This window comes from Methylobrevis pamukkalensis, from assembly GCF_001720135.1.
Classification (GTDB): Bacteria; Pseudomonadota; Alphaproteobacteria; order Rhizobiales; family Pleomorphomonadaceae; genus Methylobrevis; species Methylobrevis pamukkalensis.
This window is the reverse complement of record NZ_MCRJ01000004.1, coordinates 1-20755: the sequence shown is the minus strand read 5'-3', so window position 1 is coordinate 20755 and position 20755 is coordinate 1. Positions and strand designations below refer to the sequence as shown.

12 protein-coding genes and 4 pseudogenes are annotated in these 20755 nt (G+C 69.3%); 14 read left to right on the top strand and 2 right to left on the bottom strand.

The genetic code is table 11. The features are described from left to right. Positions 1-57: 57 nt before the first annotated feature. The 7 genes and pseudogenes from polA (at position 58) to A6302_RS01515 (ending at position 9318) form a co-directional block, all read left to right on the top strand. Positions 58-3087: pseudogene (gene polA / locus A6302_RS23395) on the top strand (DNA polymerase I). Between the two features lie 184 nt (positions 3088-3271). Then, positions 3272-3652, top strand: a complete 381-nt coding sequence (locus tag A6302_RS01535) for a DUF2852 domain-containing protein (RefSeq protein WP_069305564.1) — start codon at positions 3272-3274, stop codon at positions 3650-3652. Positions 3653-3883: 231 nt separating this feature from the next. Beyond that, positions 3884-4917, top strand: a pseudogene (locus A6302_RS01530) (LLM class flavin-dependent oxidoreductase). 102 nt (positions 4918-5019) lie between these two features. Beyond that, positions 5020-5817 carry a M48 family metallopeptidase gene (locus A6302_RS01525; RefSeq protein WP_069305563.1) on the top strand — a complete coding sequence of 266 codons (798 nt, stop codon included), beginning with the start codon at positions 5020-5022 and terminating at the stop codon, positions 5815-5817. 190 nt (positions 5818-6007) lie between these two features. Further along, positions 6008-6250 carry a protein kinase family protein gene (locus tag A6302_RS25510; RefSeq protein WP_342586187.1) on the top strand — a complete coding sequence of 81 codons (243 nt, stop codon included), beginning with the start codon at positions 6008-6010 and terminating at the stop codon, positions 6248-6250. After that, on the top strand, positions 6250-6879 hold the full coding sequence (locus tag A6302_RS23880; protein ID WP_342586186.1) for a phosphotransferase family protein: 630 nt from the start codon (positions 6250-6252) through the stop codon (positions 6877-6879). The genes A6302_RS25510 and A6302_RS23880 overlap by 1 nt, the downstream gene beginning before the upstream one ends. Next, positions 6876-9318, top strand: a pseudogene (locus A6302_RS01515) (GcvT family protein). Before A6302_RS23880 ends, A6302_RS01515 begins: the two are co-directional and overlap by 4 nt. Positions 9319-9654: 336 nt before the next feature. Here the strand turns inward: A6302_RS01515 and A6302_RS01510 are convergent. Together A6302_RS01510 and A6302_RS01505 are read right to left on the bottom strand one after the other, a co-directional pair. Continuing rightward, positions 9655-10545: an HpcH/HpaI aldolase/citrate lyase family protein gene (locus A6302_RS01510; RefSeq protein WP_069305562.1), complete on the bottom strand. Its 891-nt coding sequence runs from the start codon at positions 10543-10545 to the stop codon at positions 9655-9657. 163 nt (positions 10546-10708) lie between these two features. After that, positions 10709-11539, bottom strand: coding sequence for an aldo/keto reductase (locus A6302_RS01505; RefSeq protein ID WP_069305561.1), 831 nt, complete (start codon positions 11537-11539; stop codon positions 10709-10711). A gap of 372 nt (positions 11540-11911) precedes the next feature. Between A6302_RS01505 and A6302_RS01500 the strand changes: the two genes are divergently transcribed. The 7 genes and pseudogenes from A6302_RS01500 to A6302_RS01470 form a co-directional block, all read left to right on the top strand. After that, positions 11912-12433, top strand: a complete 522-nt coding sequence (locus A6302_RS01500; protein WP_069305560.1) for a protease inhibitor Inh/omp19 family protein — start codon at positions 11912-11914, stop codon at positions 12431-12433. 111 nt (positions 12434-12544) lie between these two features. Continuing rightward, a complete protein-coding gene (gene zapE, locus A6302_RS01495) occupies positions 12545-13708 on the top strand; it encodes a cell division protein ZapE (protein ID WP_083255399.1) in 1164 nt (387 codons plus the stop codon). 276 nt (positions 13709-13984) lie between these two features. Next, positions 13985-14947, top strand: coding sequence for a malate dehydrogenase (gene mdh, locus A6302_RS01490; RefSeq protein WP_069305559.1), 963 nt, complete (start codon positions 13985-13987; stop codon positions 14945-14947). 199 nt (positions 14948-15146) lie between these two features. Next, positions 15147-16340: an ADP-forming succinate--CoA ligase subunit beta gene (sucC, locus tag A6302_RS01485; RefSeq protein ID WP_069305558.1), complete on the top strand. Its 1194-nt coding sequence runs from the start codon at positions 15147-15149 to the stop codon at positions 16338-16340. 5 nt (positions 16341-16345) lie between these two features. Continuing rightward, positions 16346-17248: a succinate--CoA ligase subunit alpha gene (sucD, locus tag A6302_RS01480; RefSeq protein ID WP_069305557.1), complete on the top strand. Its 903-nt coding sequence runs from the start codon at positions 16346-16348 to the stop codon at positions 17246-17248. Between the two features lie 161 nt (positions 17249-17409). Further along, positions 17410-20393 (top strand): annotated as a pseudogene (locus tag A6302_RS01475) (2-oxoglutarate dehydrogenase E1 component). 40 nt (positions 20394-20433) lie between these two features. Further along, the coding region (locus A6302_RS01470; RefSeq protein ID WP_342586185.1) for a biotin/lipoyl-containing protein at positions 20434-20755 on the top strand (322 nt) is incomplete at its 3' end.

The following is a 20755-nucleotide window of genomic DNA, read 5'->3' as shown; positions in this document are numbered from 1 at the left end:
CTCCCGGCGCGGGCGAAAGCGGTGGCTCGCCGACCGGCCGGTGATATAGTCCGCGCCATGTCCGACGCCCCTGCCGATTCCGCCCATCACCGCCCCGTCCGCCCCGGCGACCACGTGTTCCTGATCGACGGGTCGGGCTACATCTTCCGCGCCTACCACGCGCTGCCGCCCCTGACGCGCAAGTCCGACGGGCTGCCGGTCGGCGCGGTCGCGGGCTTCTGCAACATGGTCTGGAAGCTGCTGCGCGAGGCCGACGACACCGCGGCCGGCGTCAGGCCGACCCATCTCGCCGTGATCCTCGACGCCTCCGGCCCGACCTTCCGCAGCGACTTCTTCCCCGCCTACAAGGCACAGCGCCCGCCGCCCCCCGCCGATCTCGTGCCGCAGTTCGCGCTGATCCGCGAGGCGGTGAAGGCCTTCAACGTCGCCTGCGTGGAAAAGACCGGCTTCGAGGCCGACGACCTGATCGCCACCTACACCCGCCATGCCCGCGAGGCCGGCGCCGACGTCACCATCGTCTCCTCCGACAAGGACCTGATGCAGCTGGTCGGCCCGGGCGTGATCCTGCTCGACACCATGAAGGACCGCCGGCTCGGCCCGGACGAGGTGGTGGAGAAATTCGGCGTGCCGCCGGAGAAGGTGGTCGACGTGCAGGCGCTCGCCGGCGACAGCGTCGACAACGTGCCGGGCGTGCCGGGCATCGGCGTCAAGACCGCGGCCCAGCTCATCCTCGAATACGGCGACCTCGAAACCCTGTTGTCGCGGGCCGGCGAGATCAAGCAGGCCAAGCGCCGCGAGAACCTGATCGCCTTCGCCGAGCAGGCCCGCGTCTCGCAGCGGCTGGTGCGGCTCGACGTCGACACCCCGCTCGACATGCCGATCGACGGCCTGGCCGTGCGCGGCCTCAAGGGCGAGCAGCTGATCGCCTTCCTCAAGGGCATGGAATTCGGCACGCTCACCCGCCGGGTCGGCGAGGCGACGGGCACGGCGATCGCCGACGTTGCCCCCGCCGAGATCCCGGTGAAGGGCTGGCCGCCGGAAGCGGCGGAGGGGGCCGCGCTCGAGGACATTGCGTCGTCAGCCCCAGCCCCAGCCCCAGCCCAGTCCCAGCCTCTGCCGCCCCGCGCGCGCCGAGAGGTCCGCGCCCGCTGCGGCCACCCCGGCAGCTCCGGCCGGCGACGGCGCCCTCACGCCCCAGGCCCTTGCCGCTGCGCGCCTTGCCGAGGCCACCGCGATCCCCTTCGACGTCGCCGCCTACGAGACCGTGCGCAGCCTCGACCGCCTCGACGCCTGGATCGCCGAGGCCTTCGCGGCCGGCGTTGTTGCCGTCGACACCGAGACCACCTCGCTCGACGCCATGCGCGCCGATCTCGTCGGCGTCTCGCTCGCCACCGCGCCGGGCATGGCCTGCTACATCCCGCTCGGTCACCGCTCGGGCGCAGGCGACCTGCTCGGCGGCGGTCATGCGGAAGGGCAGATCCCGATGGACGCCGCGCTGTCGCGCCTCAAGGTCCTGTTCGAGGCGCCGGACGTCCTGAAGGTCGCGCACAATCTCAAATACGACCACCTGATCCTGGTCCGCCACGGCATCGACGTCGCGCCCTATGACGACACCATGCTGCTGTCCTATGCGCTCGACGCCGGCAAGGGCGGGCAGGGCATGGACGAACTGTCCGGCCGCTGGCTCGGCCACACGCCGATCCCCTACAAGGACGTGGCCGGCTCCGGGCGCAGCCTGGTCACCTTCGACCTCGTCGACATCGACCGCGCGACCGCCTATGCCGCCGAGGACGCCGACGTGACGCTGCGGTTGTGGCGGGTGCTGAAGCCGCGCCTCGCCGCCGAGCGGCTCACCGTCGTCTACGAGACGCTGGAGCGCCCGCTGCTGCCGGTGCTGGTGCGGATGGAGCGGCGCGGCATCAGCGTCGACCGCCAGATCCTGTCGCGGCTGTCGGGCGATTTCGCGCAGTCGATGGGCGCGCTGGAGGCCGAGATCCACGAGCTCGCCGGCGAGAAGTTCAACCTCGGCTCGCCCAAGCAGCTCGGCGAGATCCTGTTCGACAGGATGGGCCTGCCGGGCGGCAAGAAGACCAAGACCGGCGCCTGGGGCACCGGCGCGACGTGCTGGAAGACCTTGCCGTCCAGGGCCACGACCTGCCGCGGCGCATCCTCGACTGGCGCCAGCTCGCCAAGCTGAAATCCACCTACACCGACGCGCTGCCCGGCTTCGTCCACCCCGAGACCCACCGGGTTCACACGTCCTATTCGCTGGCCTCCACCACCACCGGCCGGCTGTCGTCGTCCGACCCGAACCTGCAGAACATCCCGGTCCGCACCGAGGAGGGGCGCAAGATCCGCACCGCCTTCGTGGCGCCGAAGGGCCGCCGGTTGATCTCGGCCGACTACAGCCAGATCGAACTGCGCATCCTTGCTCATGTCGCCGAGATCCCGCAGCTGGTGCAGGCCTTCGAGGACGGCATCGACATCCACGCGATGACCGCCTCGGAAATGTTCGGCGTGCCGGTGGCGGGGATGGACCCGATGGTCCGCCGCCGCGCCAAGGCGATCAACTTCGGCATCATCTACGGCATCTCCGCCTTCGGCCTCGCCAACCAGCTGTCGATCCCGCGCCAGGAGGCCGGCGACTACATCAAGCGCTATTTCGAGCGCTTCCCCGGCATCCGCGACTACATGGAATCGACCAAGGCCTTCGCGCGGGCCAACGGCTACGTCGAGACGATCTTCGGCCGCAGAGCCCATTACCCCGAGATCACCAGCCCCAACCCGTCGATGCGCGCCTTCATGGAGCGGGCGGCGATCAACGCGCCGATCCAGGGCTCGGCCGCCGACGTGATCCGCCGGGCGATGATCCGCATGGAGCCGGCGCTGGCTGCCGCCGGGGTCGCGGCCGACATGCTGCTGCAGGTCCACGACGAGCTGATCTTCGAGGTCGAGGAGGGGGCGGCGGCTACCGCCCTGCCGGTGATCGTGTCGGTGATGGAGGCCGCCGCCGAGCCGGCGGTCCGGCTCAGGGTGCCGCTGAAGGTGGATGCCCGCGCCGCCGGCAACTGGGACGAGGCGCACTGACGCCGGGTCCGGCGATCGGACCGGATTGCAGCGCGCCGACGCCTCCCGCGTCTTGCCATATTCCCGAGTCATCCTGCCGTTGCGGAAGGTTGCGAGGCCTTGCGAAATTCATTGGCGCGCTTCTTGAAAGTCACCCCGGGCGGGGCCACCTCCAAATCTGTTGGCAAGCGGAGAGGATGCGGAGATGAACCAGACGTGCATGCTGAAACCGGGCTGGAACCCGATGTCCATCGGCCTGATGGTCCTTGGCTTCGTGGCCTTCTGGCCACTGGGACTGGCGATGCTCGCCTATATACTTTGGGGTGACCAGATGCGAGGCAAATTCAACGTGATGCGCAATCGGGCCAGCGAGGTCGCCCGCGACTTCGAGTTCACGGGGCGCACCGCGCGCACCGGCAACGTGGCCTTCGACGCGTATCGCGACCAGGAACTGAAGCGCCTCGAGGAAGAGCGTCGCAAGATCGACGAGATGCGCAGCGAATTCGACGAGTTCCTTCGCGAGCTTCGGCGCGCGAAGGATCAGGAAGAATTCGACGGGTTCATGGCGCGCCGGAAGCCGGTCTGACACGTCGTCCTCACGGACGCGGCGACCGGCCGAGGCGGCACCCCCGCCAGACCCGAGGCTTCCTGACCTCCAGAGTGCGGGCGACCCAAGCGGTCGCCCGCATTTTTTTTGTGACCCCTGACGAGCAGCCGCATTTCTTCGCGAAGATGCATGACGGGCCGTCCGCATCCCCCGCCCTCGAGTCTATGCGATGACGGGACGCGACACCGGCCGGACTCAGGAAGGACCATGATGGAACTCGGGCTCTACACCTTCGCCGACGTCGATCCGGACGCGGCCGACAAGGGCGCGGCCGCCGCGCGCCGGACCCGCGAGCTGATCGCCGAGATCGAGCTCGCCGATGCGGTCGGCCTCGACGTCTTCGGCCTCGGCGAGCATCACCGGCCCGACTACATGGCCTCCAGCCCGGCGACGCTGCTCGCCGCCGCGGCGGTGAAGACTAAGTCCATCCGGCTGACCAGCGCGGTCTCGGTGCTGAGCTCCGACGACCCGGTGCGGGTGTTCCAGCAGTTCGCCACCGTCGACCTGCTGTCCGGCGGGCGCGCCGAGATCATGGCCGGCCGCGGCTCCTTCATCGAATCCTTCCCGCTGTTCGGCTACGACCTCGACGACTACGACCGGCTGTTCGAGGAAAAGCTCGAATTGCTGATGGCCCTGCGCGCCGGCGAGCGGGTGACCTGGGCGGGCGAGACCCGCGCGCCGCTGGACGATCTCGCGGTCTATCCGCGCCCGCTGCAGGACCCGCTGCCGCTGTGGATCGCGGTCGGCGGCACGCCCAATTCGGTGGCGCGGGCGGCCTATCACGGCCTGCCGCTGGCGCTCGCCATCATCGGCGGCGTGCCGCGCCGCTTTGCCCCGCTGTTCGACCTCTACCGCGAGACCGCCCGCCGCGTCGGCCACGACCCGGCAAGGCTGAAGACCTCGATCAACGTCCACGCTTCGTCGCCGCGACGGCGGACGAAGCCGCCGAGACCTTCTACGCGCCGCAGGCGGCGGTGATGAACCGGATCGGCCGCGAGCGCGGCTTCACGCCGATGACCCGCGCGCATTTCGACGCCGCGCGCGGACCGGACGGGGCGATCTTCCTCGGCGGGCCGCAGGAGCTGGCCGACAAGATCGTCGCCCACCACCGGATCTTCCGCAACGACCGCTTCCTGCTGCAGATGGCGATCGGCCTCGTGCCGCACGAGAAGCTGATGGAGGCGATCGAGATCTTCGGCACCGAGGTCGCCCCGCGGGTGCGCGAGGCGGTCGCCGCCGGCTGACAGCGGACAGGCCGGAGAAACCCGCCCGGCACCGGGCTGCCTGTCCCGATCCGCATTTCCCGTCCCGCGCCGGATCCTCTAGATTTCCACCATGCGCCTCCGATTCCCCTTTGCTCTCCTGACCCCCGACCGGCGCCGGCCGAACGGCCCGCTCCCCCGTCGCGCGCGCGGCCCGACCGCACGACCGTCGACGTCGCCGGCCGGCCGGTCGAGGTCGCGCTGCGCTGGAACCCGCGCGCGCGGCGCTACACCCTGCGTCTGGCGAACGGGCGGACCGAGCCGGTGGTGACCATTCCGAAGGGCGGCAGTCTCAAGGCCGCCTGCGCCTTCGTCGGCCGCCACGCGGACTGGCTGGCCGCGCGGCTGGACGCCCGCCCGCAGCCGACCGCCTTCGCCGACGGTGCGCTGGTGCCGATCCGCGGCGTGCCCCACCGTCTCGCGGCCACGGGCACCCTGCGCGGCCTCGTACGCATTCACCCGGCCGGGGAGCCGGCGGAGGAGGCGGACGACGCCCTGCCGCGCCTGCTGGTGCCCGGCGCGCCGGAGCGTTTTTCCCCGCGCGTCGCGGATTTTCTCAGGAAGGCGGCGCGGGCCGATCTGGAGGCCGCGGTCGCCCGCCATGCCAGGGCACTTGGCCGGACGCCGCAGAAGATCGTCGTGCGCGACACCACCTCGCGCTGGGGCTCCTGCTCCTCGCTCGGCGTGCTGTCCTTCTCCTGGCGGCTGATCCTCGCCCCGCCGCTGGTGCTCGACTATCTCGCCGCCCACGAGGTCGCCCATCTTGCCGAGATGAACCACGGCCCGCGCTTCTGGGCCCATTGCACCGCGCTCTGCCCCGAGACCGAGACGGCGCGCGCCTGGCTGAAGGCCCATGGCGCCGGGCTTCACGCCTACGGCTGACCGGCCATCTTCGACGCCGTAAAAAGCCACAGAAAGCCAAGTTGCGACGTGGCATTCTGTGTTGCCGCTTGACAGGTCCGGACCCTGCCGCCGATAGTCGGACATCCCTCCGGAGCGAGCTGCCGTCTGGCGGCATCACGTTTCAAATATTGGGCATTTCCGGTTTCAGCTGGCCGTCCGGGGACATGGCATGACCGACGAGGACGTGATCCGCGCCCTGCCGTTGTGGACCGGGCCGGTCGACATCGAGCCGCTGTCCGGCGGCCTGTCCAACCGCAACTATCACGTTGCGGCGGGCGGGGCGCGCCATGTGGTCCGGCTCGGCGACGACCTGCCGTTCCATCACGTGTTCCGCGCGCGCGAGGCCGCCGTCGCCCGCGCTGCCCACGCGCCGGCGTTTCGCCGGCGCTGCTCCATGCCGGGCCGGGGGTGATGGTGTTCGCCCATCTCGACGGGCGCAGCCTGACGGCGGACGACGTGCGGGCCGACTGGCCGCGGGTGGTCGATCTCCTGCGCCGCGTCCACGGCGGCCTTGCCCGCCACCTCACCGGCCCGGCGCCCTGCTTCTGGGTGTTCCATGTTCTGCGCGACTATGCGGCGACGATCGCCGCCGGCAACGGCCGGCCCGCCGCGGACCTCGCCCGCTTCACCGATCTCGCCGGCCGGCTGGAGGCCGCGCAGGTGCCGCTGCCCGTCACCTTCGGCCATCACGACCTCTTGCCCGCCAACATCTTCGAGGCGGGCGGCCGGCTCTGGCTGATCGACTGGGAATACGGCGGCTTCGGCACGGCGATGTTCGACCTTGCCAATCTCGCCGGCAACGCGGGCCTCGAACCGGGCGAGGACGAGGCGCTGCTCGCCGCCTGGTTCGACGCGCCCGATCCCGCGATCCGGCGCGCCTTTGCCGCCATGAAGGTCGCCTCGCTGCTGCGCGAGGCGATGTGGAGCATGGTCGGCGAACTGCACATGACCGCACCCGGCGTCGATTACGCCGCCTATTCCGCCGAGACGCTCGCCCGCTTCGAGGCGGCGCTCGCAGCCTTCGAGGACGATGGCCGATGACCCCTTCCGCGCTTCCCGCCGCCGCCGAGGTCGTCGTCATCGGCGGGGGCATCGTCGGCTGCTCCACCGCCTATCACCTTGCCCGCGACCACAAGGCCGACGTGCTGCTGATCGAGAAGGGCCGCCTGACCGGCGGCTCCACCTGGCACGCCGCCGGCCTCGTCGGCCAGCTGCGCACCTCCGCCTCGATCACCCGGCTGCTCAAGCATTCGGTCGAACTCTACGACCGGCTGGAGGCCGAGACCGGGCTGGCCACCGGCTGGAAGCGCAACGGCGGACTCCGGCTCGCCTGCAACGCGGACCGCTGGATCGAGATCAGGCGTCAGGCGACCACGGCGAAGAGCTTCGGCCTGGAGATGCATCTCCTGTCGCCCGGCGAGGCGAAGGCGCTGTGGCCGCTGATGGACACATCGGATCTGGTGGGCGCCGCCTTCCTGCCGACCGACGGCCAGGCGAGCCCCTCCGACATCACCCAGTCGCTGGCCAAGGGCGCGCGCATGCACGGCGCCCGCCTGATGGAGGGCGTCGCCGTCACCGGCTTCGAGATCGAGAACGGCCGTGTCGTTGCGGTCCTCACCGATCACGGCCGCATCGCCTGCGAGAAGGTGGTCAACTGCGCCGGCATGTGGGCCGGCGAGGTCGGGCGCTTGCCGGGGTGAACGTGCCGCTCGTCGCGGTCCAGCACCAGTATATCGTCACCGAGGCGATCCCCGGGGTGACGGCCGACCTGCCGACCCTGCGCGATCCCGACCGGCGGATCTACTTCAAGGAAGAGGTCGGCGGCCTCGTCATGGGCGGCTACGAGCCCGACCCGATCCTGTTTCCGGGCGGCACGGTGCCGAATGACTTCGAGTTCCAGCTCCTGTCGGAAAACTGGGACCACTTCGAGCAGCACATGGTCGAGGCGATTGCCCGGGTGCCCGCGCTGGAGACGGCCGGCGTCAAGCAGCTGATCAACGGGCCGGAGAGCTTCACCCCCGACGGCAACTTCATCCTCGGCCGCGCGCCGGAGCTGGCCAACTTCTACCTCGCTGCGGCTTCAACGCCTTCGGCATCGCCAGCGCCGGCGGCGCCGGCTGGGCGCTCGCCGAATGGGTGATGCGCGAGGCCGCCCCGCTCGACCTCTGGGTGGTCGATCCGGCGCGCTTTTCCGCCGTTCATGACGCCGACTTCGTGCGCGAGCGCACGCTGGAGGCCTACGGCAAGCATTACGAGATCGCCTGGCCGCAGCTCGAATACGAGAGCGCCCGGCCGCGGCTCACCTCGCCGCTCTACGGCCGGCTGAAGACCCGCGGCGCCGTGTTCGGCTCCAAGCTCGGCTGGGAGCGGGCCAACTGGTTCGCCCCGCCCGGCGCCGAGCCGGTGGACCGGCCCTCGCAGGGGCAGGCCAACTGGTTCGAGGCGGTCGGCGCCGAACACGCGGCCTGCCGCGAGGGCGTCGTCCTGTTCGACCAGTCGTCCTTCGCCAAGTTCGAGATCTGGGGCCGGTCCGCCGCCGAGCGGCTGGAATGGCTCGCCGCCAACCGCATCGCCCGGCCGGTGGGCGGACTGGTCTACACCCAGCTTCTCAACGGGCGCGGCGGCATCGAGGCCGACGTCACCGTCGCCCGCCTGGCCGCCGACACCTTCTACATGGTCACCGGCACCGGCTTCCGCACCCATGACGGCGGCTGGCTCCGCGAACACCTGACCGGCGGCGGCGTCGCCGTCGAGGACGTGACCGAGGCCTGGAGCACCCTGACGCTGATGGGCCCGCGCGCCCGCGACGTGCTCTCGGCCGTCACCACCGCCGATCTGTCCAGCGCGGTCTTCCCCTTCGGCACGGCCCGGCTGATCTCGATCGCCGACTGCGCGGTGCGGGCGCTGCGCGTCACCTATGTGGGCGAGCTCGGCTGGGAACTGCACGTGCCGGCCGGCAATGCCGGCACGGTGTTCGACGCGCTGATGATGGCGGGCGCGCCCTTCGGCATCCGCCTTGCCGGCTACCGGGCGATCGAATCGCTGCGGCTGGAAAAGGGCTACCGCGCCTGGGGCGCCGAGATCACCCCGCGCGACAGCCCGTTCGAGGCCGGTCTCGGCTGGGCGGTCAAGCTCGCCTCCGGCATCGACTTCCTCGGCCGGGAGGCCTCGCTCGCGATCGCCGCCGCCCCGCTGTCCCGCCGGCTCTGCGGCTTCACGGTTGCCCGCCCGGACCTCCTGCTCACCGGCCGCGAGACGATCCTGCGCGACGGCGAGGCGGTCGGCTATCTGGCCAGCGGCGGCTGGGGCTACACCGTCGGCACCCACATCGGCTACGGCTATGTCCGCCGCGAGACCGGGGTCGACGACGCCTGGCTGCGCGCCGGATCGTGGGAACTGGTGGTGGCCGGCGAGACGGTGGCGGCTACTCTCGCCATGCGCCCGCTGTATGATCCCAAGGGCCTGCGCATCAAGGTGTGATCGGGACGGTCCCCGCGAGGCCGTCTTGCGGCTCGGCGAAATGCAGGCGGATTGTCCCTCGACGAAATCGGCGAAAGCACCGCCCCTCGTGTCCGTCATCCCCGCGTCAAGCGGGGACCCATCAGTCGGCAAGGGAAAACGCTGCTGTCGGGCCGAAGGCAACCTTCGAGATGCCGTGACCCCATCCGGCCATCCGCCCGGGGAGGGATGGATCCCCGCTTGATGCGGGGATGACGATGGAGAGGTGGGGGAGGGGAGGTCAGACCGGGAGGCCGCAGCTTGCCGAGGTGACGATCGAGAGGGATGAATGTGGATCGGACCGAGAGCTGACCACCTTCACGCCGCCGCCTCGACCTCCCGGATCGCGGCGGCGAGGGCCAGCGTGCGCTCGGCCATGTCGGCATGAAGCCGCTCCACCATCCGGCCCTCGATCTTGACGGCGGACTTGCCGGCATAGTCGGGCAGGGCGAACACCTCGACCACCCGCTTGGCCCATTCGATCTCCTCCACGCTCGGCACGAAGGCGCGGTTGGCGACGTCGATCTGGCGCGGATGGATCAGGGTCTTGCCGTCGAGGCCGAATTCGCGGCCCTGCCGGCATTCGGCGGCATAGCCCTCGTCGTCGTGGATGTCGTTGTAGACGCCGTCGAGAATGGCAAGGCCGTAGGCGCGGGCGGCGGTGAGCGCGATCTGGATCCACGGCACCATCGGCAGCCGGTCACCGGTGAACTGGGCGCCGGTCTCCTTCGCCAGATCGTTGAGGCCGAGGACGAAGCCCTCCAGCCGGCTGCCGGGGCGGGTGGCAAAGGCCGCGATCTCGCGGATCGACAGGATCGCGAGCGGCGTCTCGATCATCGCCCAGATCCTCATCGCCGGCCGCGCGCCGAGCCGGTCCATCGCCGCGCTCACCCGGTCGAGGTCGTCGGGGCTGGACACCTTGGGCACGAGGATCGCGTCCGGCCCGGCGGCGACCGCGGCGGCGAGATCGTCCGCGCCCCAGACGGTGCCAAGGCCGTTGATCCGGATGAAGATCTCGCGCCGGCCGTAGCCGCCTTCGCCGAGCTTCTGCCGGATGAGCACCCGGGCCTCGGCCTTCGCCTCCGGCGCGACGGCGTCTTCCATGTCGAGGATCAGCCCGTCGGCGGGCAGTGTCCGGGCCTTGTCCAGCGCGCGCGGATTGGACCCCGGCATGTAGAGGACGCTGCGACGGGGACGGACGGCGTTCATGGGGTCAAGGCTCCGCGGGGCAGGGCGCGGCCTCCGGGCGGAAGCCATGTTGCACTGCACATGGTAGCCCGGGCGCCGCCGCCCGCAAAGTCGTCCCTTCGGCCGATGCGACAGAGCGTAGCGGCGGCGGCGCCGCCACGCCCCATGCCCGATCGGTGCGCGGTCAGAAGGGTGCGGTCTCGGGCTCCGGGCCGATCCGGCCCTCGCGGTCGTCGAGCGCCTCGATCTTGCGACGGTCGTCGAGGTCGAGGGTGAAGTCGAAGACGCTGAAATTCTCCAGGATCCGCGACGGGCGCACGGACTTGGGGATCGTGATCACCCCGTTGTCGAGATGCCAACGGATGATCACCTGCGCCGGCGTCTTGGCGTTCTTCTCCGCGATCGCGGTGATCACCGGGTGGGAGAGCAGCGTGCCCTGACCGAGCGGGCTCCAGGCCTCGGTGGCGATCTTGTGCTCCACATGCACGGCCCGGAGGCCCGCCTGCTGGAAGCGCGGATGCAGCTCGACCTGGTTGATCACCGGCGCGACGCCGGTTTCCTCGAACAGCCGGCCGAGGTGGTCGGCATTGAAGTTGGAGACGCCGATCGAACGGACGCGGCCTTCTTCCTTGAGGCGGATCAGCGCCTTCCAGGTGTCGACGTAGAGATCCTTGCGCGGGGCAGGCCAGTGGATGAGGTAGAGGTCGACATGGTCGAGGCCGAGCTTCTTCAGGCTTTCGTCGAAGGCCGCGCGGGCGGAGTCATAACCCTGCGCGTCGTTCCACAGCTTGGTGGTCACGAAGATGTCGTCGCGGGCGATCCCGCTCTGGCGGATACCCTCGCCGACGCCCGCCTCGTTGCCGTAGATCGCGGCGGTGTCGATGTGGCGGTAGCCGGTCTCGATCGCGGTGCGCACCACGTCGGCGGTCTCCGCTTCGGGCGTCTGCCACACGCCGAGGCCGAGTTGCGGAATGGAGGTGCCGTCGGAAAGGGCAATGGTGGGTTGGTCGCTCATGAAGGTGTTCCTGTCGTTCTTGGCAAGGCTGCGCAGGCGGGGCGGAGACCGACGGCCTCCCGGAATTTCCGGATCGGTGGACAGATGGGAACGCGAACGGGTGACCACCAGACGCGGAACCGCCGGACGCCAAGGGTTGCCATCCCCGCCCGGCCGACGCAAAGTCACCTGCGTCAACGGACAGACGGGGCGGCATGTTCCGGGCAGGTCTCGGCGTGCCGGATGGCGGGGGTCTCGGGTCGCGAGGGTCAGGGTGCCGGATGCGGGCGCGCACAGGGCGGCGGCCCGCGCATCGGCCGGGTTTGCATGATCGGCGTGAACGGCCCTATACCGCTCGTCAGGAAAGATCCGCCCATCAAGGAGCGATTCGACATGACTTTTTCGCGCGTAGCAGCCGGTTTGATCGTCGTTGCGGCCCTCGCCGGCTGCGGCCGGGGGGCCGGACCGGCGCCGCAGGGCATCCCGCCCCTGACCCCGGCACCGACCACGCCGGTGCAGACGATGCAGCTGCCGCCGCCCGCGCTGCCCGAGGCGCCCGCGCCGATCGAGACGCCGGTGAGCCCTGAGGCCGCTGCGGCCGAGCTGCGCTCGACCGAGCAGGCCGCGCTGACGATCTCGCGCCCGGATCTCGCCGGCGCCTGGACGATCGATTCTGGCGGCGAGAGCTGCAAGCTGTTCATGAACCTCACCACCTGGACCGGCGGCTACCGCGCCAACACCCGCGGCTGCTCCACCGACGAGATGAAGGCGGTCGGCGCCTGGGATCTGTCCGGCAAGGAAGTGGTGCTGAAGGATGCCTCCGGTTCGCCGGTCGCCCGCCTCTACGCCACGGCGGCGCAGCGCTATTCCGGCCAGCTGGAAGTGTCCAAGCGCGGCGTGCAGTTCTACCGCTGAGCCGAGCTGACGCCCGCAATGCGTGACCGGGTGCGTCCCGGTCACGCATTGCGGCGGGAGCGATGATCGGCTAGATCCTGTTGCGGTGCACAACCGTCCGGGACTGGCTGCATGACCGCGACCCCGCGCTCGCAATCCTTCGGCGCCGCGCATGCCACGCGCGGCGTGACCGCGGCCTATGAGGCCCAGGTCGCCAGCGGCCAGATCGCCCCCGATCTCGCCCAGAAGAAGGTCGCCGCGCGGCTCGACCGCCTGATCGACGACCTGCGCGAATCCCATCTTGCCTCCAAGACCAGCGCGCTCGGCTGGCTGTTCGGCCGCAAGGGTGCCGGCAGCCGCCCGAAGGTGAAGGGCGTCTATGTCTGGGGCTCGGTCGGCCGCGGCAAGACCATGCTGATGGACCTGTTCTTCGAGACCTCCACCGAGCCGAAGAAGCGCCGCGCCCATTTCCTCGACTTCATGGCCGACACCCACGCCCGCATTCACGCCGCCCGCCAGGCCGGCGAGAAGGATCCGGTGATGCGGGTCGCCGACGCGCTGGCCGCCGAGACCCGGCTCCTGTGCTTCGACGAATTCTCCGTGACCGACATCACCGACGCGATGATCCTCGGCCGGCTGTTCACCGCGCTGTTCGAGCGCGGCGTGGTGGTGGTCGCCACCTCCAATGTCGATCCGGACGATCTCTACAAGGACGGGCTCAACCGCGGCTTCTTCCTCGGCTTCGTCGGCCTGCTGAAGACCGAGGTCGACGTGATGCGGCTGGATTCGCCCACCGACTATCGCCTCGAGAAGGCGGCCGGCGAGGAGATCTACATCACGCCGCTCGGGCCGGAGGCGCCGCGGCGCATCGCGGCGACCTGGGAGCGGATCACCGCCGGCGCGCCGGCCGGGCCGGCCTTCGTCACCGTCATGGGCCGGCGCGTGCGCGTGCCGCTGGCCGCCGCCGGGGTCGCCCGCTTCGAATTTGCCGATCTCTGCGTCGCCGCCCTCGGCGCGCAGGACTATCAGGCGATCGCGCGCACTTATCACACGGTCCTCGTCGAGAACGTGCCGGTGATGGACCGTTCGAAGCGCAACGAGGCTAAGCGCTTCATCACCCTGATCGACACGCTCTACGACACCGGCACCAAGCTGGTCTGCTCGGCCGGCGCCGAGCCGGACGGCCTCTACACCGACACCGGCGGCACCGAGGGTTTCGAATTCGCCCGCTGCGCCTCGCGCCTTGTCGAGATGCGGTCGGAAGCCTATCTCGCGGCCCCGCGCCGCCTCGGCTGACGGCCGGACGCGCGCCTCGCATCGGCTCCCCAGCCGGCCGTCTCGCGGAACCGACATTCCCCTGCCACGAAGATCTGCGACCATCCGTCGATTGACGTTCGCGTCAGCCTGTCTATCCAGAACGGGCGGCGCTGGTGCGCCGCGGGTTGACGCGGCGGATTCGGGCGTTTTTCGGCGCCCCCGCGGTTCTGATGCTTGCTTCGGACCCGCATTCGGGGTAGTGCAGACGAATAACGCCCGACCAAATTTCCCTTTACGTAAACGGAAGGTGTTCAAATGGCGCGGAACAAGATCGCCCTCGTCGGGGCGGGACAGATCGGTGGAACGCTCGCGCATCTGATCGGGCTCAAGGAACTGGGCGACGTCGTCCTGTTCGACATCGCGGACGGCATTCCCCAGGGCAAGTCGCTGGACCTGGCCGAATCCTCGCCGGTCGAGGGCTTCGATGCGGCGATGTCCGGCACCCAGACCTACGAGGGGATCGCCGGGGCCGACGTCGTGATCGTCACCGCCGGCGTGCCGCGCAAGCCGGGCATGAGCCGCGACGACCTGCTGGGCATCAATCTCAAGGTGATGGAATCGGTCGGCAAGGGCATCGCCGCCCACGCGCCGGACGCCTTCGTGATCTGCATCACCAACCCGCTCGACGCCATGGTCTGGGCGCTGCAGAAATTCTCCGGCCTGCCGGCCCACAAGGTGGTCGGCATGGCGGGCGTGCTGGACTCCTCCCGCTTCCGCTATTTCCTCGCCGAGGAATTCGGCGTGTCGGTCGAGGACGTCACCGCCTTCGTGCTCGGCGGCCACGGCGACACCATGGTGCCGCTCGCCCGCTATTCGACGGTGGCCGGTATTCCGCTGCCCGACCTCGTCAAGATGGGCTGGACCACCCAGGACAAGCTCGACCGGATCATCCAGCGCACCCGCGACGGCGGCGCCGAGATCGTCGGCCTGCTCAAGACCGGTTCGGCCTTCTACGCCCCGGCCTCCTCGGCGATCGCCATGGCCGAAAGCTACCTCAAGGACAAGAAGCGCGTGCTGCCCTGCGCCGCTCATCTCTCCGGCCAGTATGGACTGACCGACATGTATGTCGGCGTGCCGATCGTGATCGGCGCCGGCGGCGTGGAGAAGGTGATCGAGATCGATCTCCAGGGCGAGGAAAAGGCCGGCTTCGACAAGTCGGTGGGTTCGGTGACGGGCCTGATGGACGCCTGCAAGGCGATCAAGCCGGAACTCGCCTGACGGATCGCCGCGGCGGGATTGACGGCGGGGCGCGCTGCGGCGCCGCCCGGCTTTCGACCCCCGCCAAGGTGATTTGCCGGACGGCACCCTGACCGCTCGCACGGAGAGGGTGTATCAAGCTTCCTGCCGCCCTGCGGCCGGGCCTTGGGAAGAGGGCCTGAAAATCAACAGTGACCCACTTTCGGGGGGAACGAAACGTATGAACATTCATGAATATCAGGCGAAGGCCCTGCTCAAGGAGTATGGCGCGCCGGTTGCCGAGGGCGTGCCGATCTTCGCGGCCTCCGAGGCGGCGGAAGCCGTGAAGGCGCTGCCGGGCCCGGTCTACGTGGTCAAGAGCCAGATCCACGCGGGCGGCCGCGGCAAGGGCAAGTTCAAGGAACTGCCGCCCGAGTCCAAGGGCGGCGTGCGCGTCACCTTCAAGCCCGAGGATGCGGTTGCCAACGCCGAGGAAATGTTCGGCAAGACGCTGGTGACCCAGCAGACCGGCCCGGCCGGCCGCCAGGTCAACCGCCTCTACATCGAGGACGGCGCCGACATCGACCGCGAGCTCTACTGCTCGCTGCTGGTCGACCGCTCCTGCGGCCGCGTGGCCTTCGTCGTCTCGACCGAGGGCGGCATGGACATCGAGGCCGTCGCCCACGCGACCCCCGACAAGATCCAGACCATCGACATCGATCCGGACATGGGTGTCACGGAAACCAACGTCGAGAAGATCTGCATGGTGCTGGAGCTCGAGGGCACGGCCCACGACGACGCCCGGCTGCTGTTCCCGACGCTCTACCGCGCCTTCACCGAGAAGGACATGAGCCTTCTGGAGATCAACCCGCTGATCGTGCTGAAGGACGGCCACCTGCGCGTCCTCGACGCCAAGGTCTCCTTCGACGGCAACGCCCTGTTCCGTCATCCGGACGTCCAGGCGCTGCGCGACACCAGCGAGGAAGACGCCAAGGAGATCGAGGCGTCCAAGTATGACCTCGCCTATGTTGCCCTCGACGGCAACATCGGCTGCATGGTCAACGGCGCCGGCCTTGCGATGTCCACCATGGACATCATCAAGCTCTACGGTGCCGAGCCCGCCAACTTCCTCGACGTCGGCGGCGGCGCCACCAAGGAAAAGGTCACTGCGGCCTTCAAGATCATCACGGCCGATCCGGCGGTGAAGGGCATCCTCGTCAACATCTTCGGCGGCATCATGCGCTGCGACGTCATCGCCGAGGGCGTCATCGCCGCGGTGAAGGAAGTCGGGCTCCAGGTTCCGCTGGTGGTGCGCCTCGAGGGCACCAACGTCGAACTCGGAAAGAAGATCATCGACGAGAGCGGTCTCAACGTCATCTCCGCCGATGACCTCGACGACGCCGCCCAGAAGATCGTCGCCGCGGTGAAGGGCTGACACGCATGTCCATTCTCGTTGACAAGAACACCAAGATCATCGTCCAGGGCCTCACCGGCAAGACGGGCACCTTCCACACCGAACAGGCGCTGGCCTACTACGGCACCCAGATGGTCGCCGGCGTCCACCCCGCCAAGGGCGGCGAAAAGTGGGCCGGCAAGTCCGGCGAGCAGCTGCCGATCTTCAAGTCGGTTGCCGAAGCGAAAGACGCCACCGGCGCCGACGCGTCGGTGATCTACGTGCCGCCGGCGGGCGCCGGCGCCGCGATCATCGAGGCGATCGACGCCGAGATCCCCTTCATCGTCTGCATCACCGAGGGCATCCCGGTGATGGACATGGTCAAGGTCAAGGCGAAGCTGGAAAACTCCAGGTCGCGGCTGCTCGGGCCGAACTGCCCGGGCATCATGACGCCGGAAGAGTGCAAGATCGGCATCATGCCGGGCTCGATCTTCCGCAAGGGCTCGGTCGGCATCGTCTCGCGCTCGGGCACGCTCACCTATGAAGCCGTGTTCCAGACCTCCAACGAGGGCCTCGGCCAGACCACCGCCGTCGGCATCGGCGGCGACCCGGTCAAGGGCACCGAGTTCATCGACGTGCTGGAGCTGTTCCTCGCCGACCCGGAGACCACGTCGATCATCATGATCGGCGAGATCGGCGGCGCGGCCGAGGAAGACGCGGCCCAGTTCCTGAAAGACGAGGCCAGGCGCGGCCGCAAGAAGCCGATGGCCGGCTTCATTGCCGGCCGCACCGCGCCGCCCGGCCGCACCATGGGCCATGCCGGCGCCGTGGTCTCGGGCGGCAAGGGCGATGCCGAGAGCAAGATCGCGGCGATGGAGAGCGCGGGCATCCGCGTCTCGCCGTCCCCGGCCAAGCTCGGCAAGACGCTGGTCGACGTCCTCAAGGGCTGATCGGCCTCAGGGGGACTGGCGATCGCCGGTCTCCCGCACGACATGGGGGAAACCCCCGACAGCGACAGGGCGGCGGAGCGATCCGCCGTCCGTCACGGGTCAAGGACCGCGCCGGCGGACCGGCGCAGCAAGACGAAAGGCGGGGAGTTCCCCGAACCGTCATGGCACGCCAGGATCTCAACGACATCTTCGCGCAGACCTCGTTCCTCTATGGCGGCAATGCCGACTATATCGAGGAACTCCACGCCCGCTACCAGGCCGATCCGGCCTCGGTGGACCCGCAGTGGCGCGACTTCTTCGACGCCCTCGCCGATGACGGCGACGATGTGCGCAAGAGCGCGGAAGGCGCCTCCTGGGAGCGGCCGAACTGGCCGATCGCCGCCAACGGCGATCTCGTCGCGGCCCTCGACGGCAACTGGGCCGAGACCACCAAGGTCATCGAGAAGAAGCTGAAGGAGAAGGCCGCCGCCCCCGGCGCCGCTCCGGCCAGCGCCTCCGACATCCAGCAGGCGGCCCGCGATTCCGTGCGTGCGATCATGATGATCCGCGCCTACCGCATGCGCGGCCACCTCCACGCCAATCTCGATCCGCTCGGCCTTGCCAAGAAGCTCGACCACGAGGAGCTGCATCCGTCGTCCTACGGCTTCACCGACGCGACATGGACCGCCGGATCTTCATCGACAACGTGCTCGGCCTCGAATACGCGACGCTGCGCGAGATGATCGCGCTTTTGAAGCGCACCTATTGCGCGTCGGTCGGCTTCGAGTTCATGCACATCTCCGATCCGGAGGAAAAGGCGTGGATCCAGGCCCGCATCGAGGGGCCGGACAAGGAGATCACCTTCACCCCCGAGGGCAAGAAGGCGATCCTCAACAAGCTGATCGAGTCCGAGGGCTTCGAGAAGTTCCTCGACGTCAAGTTCACCGGCACCAAGCGCTTCGGCCTCGACGGCGGCGAGGCGCTGATCCCGGCGCTGGAGCAGATCATCAAGCGCGGCGGCAATCTCGGCGTGCGCGAGATCGTGCTCGGCATGGCCCACCGCGGCCGCCTCAACGTGCTGACCCAGGTGATGGCCAAGCCGCACCGGGCGCTGTTCCACGAGTTCAAGGGCGGCTCGTTTGCCCCCGATGACGTGGAAGGCTCCGGCGACGTCAAGTATCACCTCGGCGCCTCGTCGGACCGCGAGTTCGACGGCAACAAGGTCCACCTGTCGCTGACGCCCAATCCGTCGCATCTGGAGATCGTCAATCCGGTGGTGCTCGGCAAGGTGCGCGCCAAGCAGGACCAGATCGCCACCGTCCACGAGGGCGACATCATCCCGCTGCGCGAGCGGATCAAGGTGCTGCCGCTGCTGCTGCACGGCGACGCGGCCTTCGCCGGCCAGGGCGTCGTCGCCGAATGTTTCGGCCTCAGCCAGCTGCGCGGCCACCGCACCGGCGGATCGATCCACTTCATCATCAACAACCAGATCGGCTTCACCACCAACCCGCATTTCTCGCGCTCGTCGCCCTATCCGTCCGACGTCGCAAAGATGGTCGAGGCGCCGATCCTGCACGTCAACGGCGACGACCCGGAGGCGGTGGTCCACGCCGCGCGCATCGCGATCGAATACCGGCAGAAGTTCTTCAAGCCGGTGGTGGTCGACATGATCTGCTACCGCCGCTTCGGCCACAACGAGGGCGACGAGCCCGCGTTCACCCAGCCGCTGATGTACAAGAAGATCCGCAGCCATCCGACGACGCTGCAGATCTATTCGGAGAAGCTGGTTGCCGAGGGCACCGTCACGGCGGCCGAGGTCGACGCGATGAAGGCCGAGTTCCGTGCCCGGCTCGACGCCGAGTTCGACATCGGCCAGGCCTACAAGCCCAACAAGGCCGACTGGCTCGACGGCGTGTGGTCGGGCCTCAAGACCGCCGACAGCTTCGACGAGCGCCGCACCGGCCAGTCGGGCGTGTCGGTCGACACCCTGCGCGAGATCGGCGGCAAGCTGTCGCGGGTGCCGGAGGGCTTCAAGGTCCACCGCACCATCCAGCGCTTCCTCGACGCGCGCGCCAAGGCGATCGAGACCGGCGAGGGCATCGACTGGGCGACGGCCGAATCGCTCGCCTTCGGCACGCTGGTGGTGCAGGGCTTCAAGGTCCGCCTGTCCGGGCAGGACTGCGAGCGCGGCACCTTCTCCCAGCGCCACACCGTGCTCTACGACCAGGACAGCGAGAGCCGCTACATTCCGCTCGCCAACCTCGCGCCCGACCAGGCGAAATACGAGGTCATCAACTCGATGCTCTCCGAGGAGGCGGTGCTCGGCTTCGAATACGGCTATTCGCTCGCCCGCCCCAACGCGCTGACCCTGTGGGAGGCGCAGTTCGGCGACTTTGCCAACGGCGCGCAGGTGATCTTCGACCAGTTCGTCTCGGCCGGCGAGCGCAAGTGGCTGCGCATGTCGGGCCTCGTCTGCCTGCTGCCGCACGGCTACGAGGGCCAGGGCCCGGAGCATTCCTCCGCCCGCCTCGAGCGCTTCCTGCAGATGTGCGCCGAGGACAACATGCAGGTCGCCAACTGCACGACGCCTTCGAACTATTTCCACATCCTGCGCCGCCAGCTGACCCGCGACTTCCGCAAGCCGCTGATCCTGATGACGCCGAAGTCGCTGCTGCGCCACAAGCGGGCGGTGTCGCGGCTGGAGGAAATGGGCGCCGACACGTCGTTCCACCGCCTGCTGTGGGACGATGCCCAGTCGCGCCCCGACGCGGAGCTGAAGCTGGTGCCCGACGCGCAGATCCGCCGCGTCGTGCTCTGCTCCGGCAAGGTCTACTTCGATCTCTACGAGGACCGGCTGAAGCGCGGCACCGACGACGTCTACCTCCTGCGCATCGAGCAGCTCTATCCCTTCCCGGCGAAGGCGCTCGTCAGCGAACTGGCGCGCTTCCCCAATGCCGAGATCGTCTGGTGCCAGGAAGAGCCCAAGAACATGGGTGCCTGGGCCTTCGTCGATCCCTACATGGACTGGGTGCTGCGGCAGACCGGCTCGAAGTCGCAGCGCCTGCGCTACATCGGCCGCCCGCCGGCGGCGGCCACCGCCACGGGCCTGATGTCCAAGCATCTGGCGCAGCTGCAGGCCTTCCTCGACGACGCCTTCGCCGACTGAGTTCCGGCACCCCGACAGATCGAAAGAAGAGACGAACATCATGGCGACGGAAATTCGAGTCCCCACTCTCGGCGAATCGGTCACCGAGGCCACCATCGGGCGCTGGTACAAGAAGGCCGGCGACACCATCGCCGCCGACGAGCCGCTGGTCGAGCTCGAGACCGACAAGGTGACCATCGAGGTGCCGGCCCCGGCGGCCGGCGTGCTGGCCGAGATCCTGGTGCAGGACGGCGAGACCGTCGGCGTCGGCGCCCTGCTCGGCACCCTGTCGGACGCCGGTGCGGCGGCGCCTGCGCCCAGGCCTGCCGCCGCCGCGCCCGCCCCGGCCGAGAAGCCGGCGGCCCCCGCCACTGTGGCGCCGG

Excerpts from the sequence above, each read along its gene's own strand:
- A6302_RS01505 (WP_069305561.1), bottom strand. The coding sequence starts at position 11,539 with ATGAGCGACCAACCCACCATTGCCCTTTCCGACGGCACCTCCATTCCG.
- A6302_RS25510 (WP_342586187.1), top strand. The coding sequence starts at position 6,008 with ATGACCGACGAGGACGTGATCCGCGCCCTGCCGTTGTGGACCGGGCCG.
- zapE (WP_083255399.1), top strand. The coding sequence starts at position 12,545 with ATGACCGCGACCCCGCGCTCGCAATCCTTCGGCGCCGCGCATGCCACG.
- sucD (WP_069305557.1), top strand. The coding sequence starts at position 16,346 with ATGTCCATTCTCGTTGACAAGAACACCAAGATCATCGTCCAGGGCCTC.
- A6302_RS01535 (WP_069305564.1), top strand. The coding sequence starts at position 3,272 with ATGAACCAGACGTGCATGCTGAAACCGGGCTGGAACCCGATGTCCATC.
- A6302_RS23880 (WP_342586186.1), top strand. The coding sequence starts at position 6,250 with ATGGTGTTCGCCCATCTCGACGGGCGCAGCCTGACGGCGGACGACGTG.
- mdh (WP_069305559.1), top strand. The coding sequence starts at position 13,985 with ATGGCGCGGAACAAGATCGCCCTCGTCGGGGCGGGACAGATCGGTGGA.
- sucC (WP_069305558.1), top strand. The coding sequence starts at position 15,147 with ATGAACATTCATGAATATCAGGCGAAGGCCCTGCTCAAGGAGTATGGC.
- A6302_RS01500 (WP_069305560.1), top strand. The coding sequence starts at position 11,912 with ATGACTTTTTCGCGCGTAGCAGCCGGTTTGATCGTCGTTGCGGCCCTC.
- A6302_RS01510 (WP_069305562.1), bottom strand. The coding sequence starts at position 10,545 with ATGAACGCCGTCCGTCCCCGTCGCAGCGTCCTCTACATGCCGGGGTCC.